General features: G+C 34.4%; 5 protein-coding genes. 3 read left to right on the top strand and 2 right to left on the bottom strand.

Annotated features, from left to right (window positions below; genetic code table 11):
* A partial coding sequence (locus CJF42_RS21895; protein ID WP_095368707.1) for a methyl-accepting chemotaxis protein occupies positions 1-1,617 on the bottom strand: 1,617 nt, incomplete at its 3' end.
* Positions 1,618-1,703: 86 nt separating this feature from the next.
* Between CJF42_RS21895 and CJF42_RS21900 the strand changes: the two genes are divergently transcribed.
* On the top strand, positions 1,704-2,495 hold the full coding sequence (locus CJF42_RS21900) for a Rossmann-fold NAD(P)-binding domain-containing protein (protein ID WP_095368708.1): 792 nt from the start codon (positions 1,704-1,706) through the stop codon (positions 2,493-2,495).
* A gap of 79 nt (positions 2,496-2,574) precedes the next feature.
* Here the strand turns inward: CJF42_RS21900 and metJ are convergent, their stop codons facing one another.
* Positions 2,575-2,901: a met regulon transcriptional regulator MetJ gene (metJ, locus tag CJF42_RS21905; protein WP_095368709.1), complete on the bottom strand. Its 327-nt coding sequence runs from the start codon at positions 2,899-2,901 to the stop codon at positions 2,575-2,577.
* Positions 2,902-3,148: 247 nt separating this feature from the next.
* Here metJ and metB point away from each other — a divergent pair, with 247 nt between their 5' ends.
* Both metB and metL read left to right on the top strand, forming a co-directional pair.
* Positions 3,149-4,324 (top strand): cystathionine gamma-synthase, encoded by a 1,176-nt coding sequence (gene metB, locus CJF42_RS21910; RefSeq protein ID WP_095368710.1) that lies wholly within the window; start codon positions 3,149-3,151, stop codon positions 4,322-4,324.
* An 80-nt stretch (positions 4,325-4,404) separates the two neighbouring features.
* Positions 4,405-6,765: a bifunctional aspartate kinase/homoserine dehydrogenase II gene (gene metL / locus CJF42_RS21915; protein ID WP_095368711.1), complete on the top strand. Its 2,361-nt coding sequence runs from the start codon at positions 4,405-4,407 to the stop codon at positions 6,763-6,765.
* Positions 6,766-6,833 lie beyond the last annotated feature (68 nt).

Here is a 6,833-nt window from a genome sequence, read left to right on the forward strand (position 1 = left end):
ACCTCGGCCTTGTTCTCCGGCTCTAGCTGCTTCAATCGCCGCATTTAGTGCAAGCAAATTAGTCTGATCTGCAATACTGTTAATGACATCCACAACAGCACCAATATTACTGGACTCTTGTTCTAGACCCGATACTATCTGTGATGCTTCACCAATATGGGAGGCAAGTGATGTCATGGCTATTTGAGCATCATTAGATATATCAGTACCCACTTCTGTTAGGCTTTGAACTTCCTGTGCTGCAGAATTGGTTTCTTGGGCATTACGAGATATTTCCAGTACAGTAGAAGCCATTTCAGTCACTGCTGTACTTACGCTATCAACCTGTCGTTTTTCTTGTTGTATTTCATTGTTAGTTTCATAAGATACTTGGTTGAGTTGCCCCGAAGCTACACCAACTTGTTCTGCTTGATGTGCTGTTTTGGCTAGTAAGGTATGTAGTTTATCAATAAAGCTATTCATATGAGTTGCTAACTGTCCAACTTCATCAGTGCGATTCATATCAATTTTTTTAGTTAAATCACCATTACCAGAAGCAATATCTCGCATTATATGAGTTAATTCTGTAATTGGCTTGCTGATCATCTGCGTTGCCCAAAAAATAACAGCAACTATGATGAATAAGATAATTAAAACACTCATACTCGTTGTAAAAACAGCATTATCAACGGGATCTTGAATAATATTCATAGGAATCAACAAGCCAACATACCAGTCAAGCAAAGGTTTATCGAGTTGCAGGCGAGTGTATACAACGTAATAATCTTTTCCTTTGATAGACACTGTTGTATTACCTGTAAAGTTTGATTTCATGGCTGAATTTAATTCAGAAAAACCAGCAGTATGTTTTAAATATTTATCAAGCGCATCTAAACCTTGTTTACCTTTAGGATCTTCATCAGTGATTGAAAGTTTATAGCCAATTTTATTTGAAAGGTGAACAACTTTTTGTTTTTCATCTAATAAGAAACCATAGCCTTTGCCATTAAAGTTAATGGCTTCAATCATATCTGATATTTTATTTAGCTGTAAATCAATACCACCTACCCCAATAAGTTGATTTGAAGCGTTGTATACAGGTTGCTGTAAAGCTGATGATACTGTGCCTTCAGAAAAATCAACTGAAAGTGAGCCAACGTAAAGTTTGTTGTAATTTAAGGCTTCTTGCCACCATGGCCGCTTATATGTGTAATAAGGTTCTCCTTTTACTTCAGAGGTTCTTGCATTTTCTTTGAAATAAACCCCTGTATTTGCAGAACCAAAAAATGCAGAAAGTATATTGTCATCATTACTACTTATGCGTATGAAATCTTGATTAACTTCTTTAAATCCTGCAATGTTATCCGGTTCTATGGTGCGATCATTATATTTTTCAAACCATTTTATAAAATGAGGGTTGGTAACAAATGTTTCAACTAAGCGTCCATACTGAGTAAAGTAAGATTCAATCAATAGTTTTTCTGATTGTATATAATGCTTTGCATTTTGCTCTACTGAAGTGCGAGATAAAGAAGCAATATGATTAACTAAAAAAATTGAAGCAATTATTAATAACACAGTTGTTGTGCCACCAATCAAAAAGAGGATTTTTTTTCGAATAGATAGGTTTTGGATCATAATTAACACTACAGTAACAACGAGAATTAGATAGTGTTAATATAATCATAAATCCTTTAAACTACTAGTATATAGATGGAATGTTAATGAAAAATAATCTGGAAAAGGTTGTTATTTTAGGTTCAGGCTGGCTTGGTAGGGAATTAAGTACTAATTTACAAAAGATTGGAGTGATTACTCAAGAGACATGTCGTTCAAATAAATTGGCAGATGAAAAAATCATTCATTACTTTAATGTAAATAATAAATGTGAATTAGAACATAATGTCAATTTAGAAGGAGCTTATTGGGTTTCTTGCATCACACCTAAAGATAATTACATAGAAAGTTTGCAGCAGGCGATTTATTTAGCTAAAAAATTAAAAATGAAAGGTTTTTTATTGTGCTCATCAACAGGAATTTATCCAAGTGAGTGTGGCCAATACAATGAATTGAGTGAGTTAACTTTAGCGACAGAGCGGCAGAAACTACTCAGTCGTGCAGAGCAAACCATCATGCAGTTATTAGATTTAGGAAAAGTTGTTCGTTTGGCGGGCTTAATAGGACCAAAACGTCACCCAGGAAGGTTTTTGTCTGGAAAAAATTTAAAAATGAGCAGTTTGGCAACGGTGAATATGGTGCATCAAAAAGATGTGGTGAATGGTATTATTAGTTTGTTGCAGCAGTGGAAAACACCTGAACAGATTTTTAACTTAGTGAGCCCTGATCATCCAACTAAAGCTGATTTTTATCAACAAGCATGTTTAATGTTAGAAGAAATTACACCAAGTTTTGAGTCGAATGAGGATGAGACTCGAATAATTGATGGCAGTAAAATTACCCAATTAAGATTTGAATATCAGTATTACTCTTTATTTCAAGCATTGGCAGATTGTTAATTCTCAACTGAATTATTTATAAAGAAAATAAAAAGCCAGCTAAAATAGCTGGCTTTAATAAATGAAGGAATATTACAGCTTATTCATCTTCTTCAACGAATGGTAACTCTAAACCCATTTCTATCATTATCTTTTTAACTTCAGCAGGAATATGATCTGGGTTATCTTTTTTCAGATCTTCATCATTTGGCAAAGGCTGTCCGGTAAAAGCATGTAAAAATGCTTCGCAAAGTAGTTCACTGTTTGTCGCATGACGCAAATTATTGACTTGTCGACGTGTTCTTTCATCAGTTAGTACTTTTAAAACACTTAATGGAATTGAAACAGTTATTTTTTTTACTAATTCTGATTTTTTACCATGTTCTGCGTATGGGTGAACATATTCACCATTCCATTTTGTAGCCATATACTTTAATTGCCTTTTATTCAAACTGCGCTTTTGTTGTCGAGCTAAATTATACTAACCTGACTAGTCTAATAGAACTACTTTATGTAATTTTAACTGTTTTATAGATTCGAAATTTTATCTATTTATCTAAGATAGTCAAATTTGAGATGTTTAGCTATTTAGATGGATAAAAGTTTTGACTTCGCAAACTTATTGAATTAACCTTTTAGACGTCTAAACATCTAATTGATTGTGGGTATCAAAAATGACTCAAGTGAAAAAAGCAACAACAGCTGTAAGAAAAGGTATCGAAGCAGATAAACATCACGGTGCCGTAGTACCGCCTCTTTATTTATCAACGACTTATTCATTTGCTGACTTTGATAAAAAGCGTGCTTACGATTATGGTCGCAGCGGTAATCCGACAAGAGATGTTCTTGCAGAGACTTTAGCCGAATTAGAAGGTGGTGAGAAAGGGATTATCACTGCAACGGGTATGGCTGCAGTGCATTTAATTACACAATTATTATCATCAACAGATACTTTAGTGATCCCGCATGACTGCTATGGTGGTAGTTATCGTTTATTCACAAGTTTAGAAAAACGTGGCTTATTAAAGTTAAAAATACTTAATTTAACTTTAGACAATAGTTTTGATGAAATTCTTAATATCAAACCAAAAGTGATTTGGATAGAAACGCCAAGTAATCCACTATTACGATTAACTGATATTAGTAAAGTTGTTGAAACTGCCTCTAAATGTGGTGCTTTAGTTGCTGCCGATAATACATTTCTATCTCCTGCATTACAAAATCCACTAGAATTAGGTGTCGATATCGTTGTGCATTCAACAACTAAATATATCAATGGTCATTCTGATGTTGTTGGCGGTGCGGTAATAGCAAAAACAGCTGAGCTAGGTGATGAGCTTGCTTGGTGGGCAAATAATATTGGTATTACCGGTGCACCTTTTGATAGTTACCTGACTTTACGTGGTATTCGCACGTTAAATGTCAGAATTAAACAGCATGAGAAAAATGCGATGGCTGTAGCGGAATATTTAGAGTGTAGTCCATACGTAGAGCAAGTGTATTATCCAGGATTAAAGTCTCATCCTCAGCATGAACTCGCTAAAAAGCAGCAAAAAGGATTTGGAGGCATGGTGAGTTTTGATATTAAAGGTGATATCAATGATTCAGCTAAATTTTTAACAAGTGTAGGACAGTTTACTTTAGCTGAATCTTTAGGAGGCGTTGAGAGCTTAATTTGTCATCCTGCAACGATGACGCATGCTGGTATGGATGAAAAAGCAAGATTAGAAGCGGGTGTCGGTGATAAAATGATCCGTGTTTCAGTTGGTATTGAAGATGTTCAAGATTTATTAGATGATTTAGAACGTACTTTTGAAGCAACAAAACCTGGTTTAGATTCAAACGCTTAAGAATCTAAACTGTTAATGATGTAAATATTGCAAATGTTAAGTGCTTAACTTCTGCTTATGAAGCTATTTGGTAAATTGAAATGAATAAATCAGTACATAAATTTGGTGGCTCTAGCCTAAGCTCTGCAGCGCGATATCATGCTGTCACTAATATTATTATCAGCCAATGCCAGTTAGGTGACTCAATTGTCGTTTCTGCTGCAGGTAAAACAACTAATACTTTGGTGAAGTTATGGCAGTGTTACCAGCAAAGTGACGCACAAGGTATTTGCGATGTTGTTAAATTATTAAAAAATCATCAAGTTGAATTAATTAGTGAATTATTAATTGATGAACAACAAGTTCATGCATTAGATAAATTAAATATTGAGCTAGATGTGATAAGTGAATTAGCTCAAAAAAATAATTTAGTTGAAGCGCAGCTTTTAGCCCATGGTGAAGTATGGTCTTCAAGATTACTTGCACAATATTTAACGCAGCTAGAGTATAAAGCACAGTCTTTTGATGCGCGTGATTTACTGTTATTACAAGAAGGCCAACTACAGCATGATATTAATAAAAAAAATTGTGAAGTTTTAAATCAACAACAATTTAATATTATAACCGGTTTTATTGCTAAAGATATTGATGGTGATACCGTAACTCTAGGCCGTAATGGTAGTGATTATAGTGCCACATTAATTGCACGTTATTGTAACGCAAAAAGCGTGACCATTTGGACTGATACCCAGGGGGTTTATAGCACTGATCCAAGAAAAGTCAAACATGCGATTAAATACTCTAAAGTGTGCCGAGAGCAAGCAAACTTATTAGCGCGATTAGGTAATCCAGTGCTTCATGCTAAAACGTTAACTCCATTAAAAGAAACGAACATCAAGCTAGTAGTTAGAAGCAGTTTTGATAGTCATAGTGGTTATACTGAAATAGTAAAAAAGGGCAGCGCAAAACAAAAGCATTTCCTTACCACCTTAGATAATCATGATTTAGTTAAAATAGAAGAGTTAGCAGATGGTGAAATTGGTGAGTTAAGTCAACTTATTCAACATAGCTTGCACCATTTTGAACTTGATGATGATACTTACTTATTAATTCCTGCTCTCTATACTCATACGGTTATTAATCATTTATCGGGGCGCGCCAACTTAATTGAATCTAACTTGTTTGGTTTAGGCATTATCTGTCCAAATTCAGTTGCTCCGCAATTAACAGAGCAAGCAACTCAATTACTACAAAAATACAATATCAACATTCGCTTTACTTTTTCCCAAAAAGATCTTTTAGGTAATGAATATGGTTTGGTATTGTGTGAGCAAGCTTTTGATACTGATTTATTAACTGTTTTACATGATGAATTAATTAGTGATTCTCAAGAGCTTGCTGTGATCGTTGCAGGGTTAGGTAATGTAGGTGCAACCTTTATTGAGCAGTTAGAGTTGCAACTAAAACGTTTAAATCAATTAATACCTGTTAAATTAGTTGGTCTTGTTCGCAGTAAGAAAATGTTATTTGGTACAGATGGTATTGATTTATCTGATTGGCAAAGACAATGGAAAAATTCAGCAATTGCTTTTGAAAAAGAAACGCTTATAAATGAATTAGCGCAATTAGATTATGAACATAAAGTTGTAATTGATATTACAGCAAGTGAAGATTTTAGTTTGTTATATCCTGACTTTGCATCACATGATTGTCATTTGATCAGCGCTAACAAATATGCAGGCACGGCACAAACTTCATGGTATGAAAGTTTAAGAGAAAAATTAGCAGAGCGTAATTTAAAGTGGCGTTATAATACAAGTGTTGGTGCAGGTTTACCTATTAACTTTGCATTAAGTGATTTGCAAAATTCAGGGGATAAAGTTGATCGTTTATCTGGTGTTTTCTCAGGTACTTTATCTTGGTTATGTTGTGAATATGACGGTTCAGCACCATTTTCTGAATTATTACTACAAGCCAAAGATATGGGTTACACAGAGCCAGATCCGCGTGAAGATTTATCTGGTCGAGATGTTCAACGAAAATTACTTATTCTTGCCAGAGAAGTTGGATTAACACTCGATTTAGATGATATTGAACTTACACCTATGATGCCTTTAGAGCTGGCACAAGGTGATTGGCAGTCATTTTTAGATAAAAGAGATGATCTTGATACTTATATGGATGATAAATTAGCACAAGCCGAAAAAGATAACTTAGTATTACGTTATGTCGCTGAGCTAAATTTAACGGGAAATAAACTTGTTGCCAAAGTAGGTTTATCAGCAGTAAATCAAGATGATCCTTTAGCAACATTAAAAGCGGGCGATAATATATTCGTGATCAATAGTCAGTGGTACCAAGATAATGCATTAGTGATTCAAGGGCCTGGAGCTGGAAAAGAAGTAACAGCCGCAGGCACTCACTCTGATTTATATTGGTTAACTCATTCTTTAGTTAAGTAATTTAAAAAATAATATATCAGCATCAATATGCAGGGAATAAGGAATAATGTAACTTCTCAAAAAGCAGT

Source organism: Pseudoalteromonas sp. NBT06-2 (genome assembly GCF_002276045.1).
Lineage (GTDB): Bacteria > Pseudomonadota > Gammaproteobacteria > Enterobacterales > Alteromonadaceae > Pseudoalteromonas.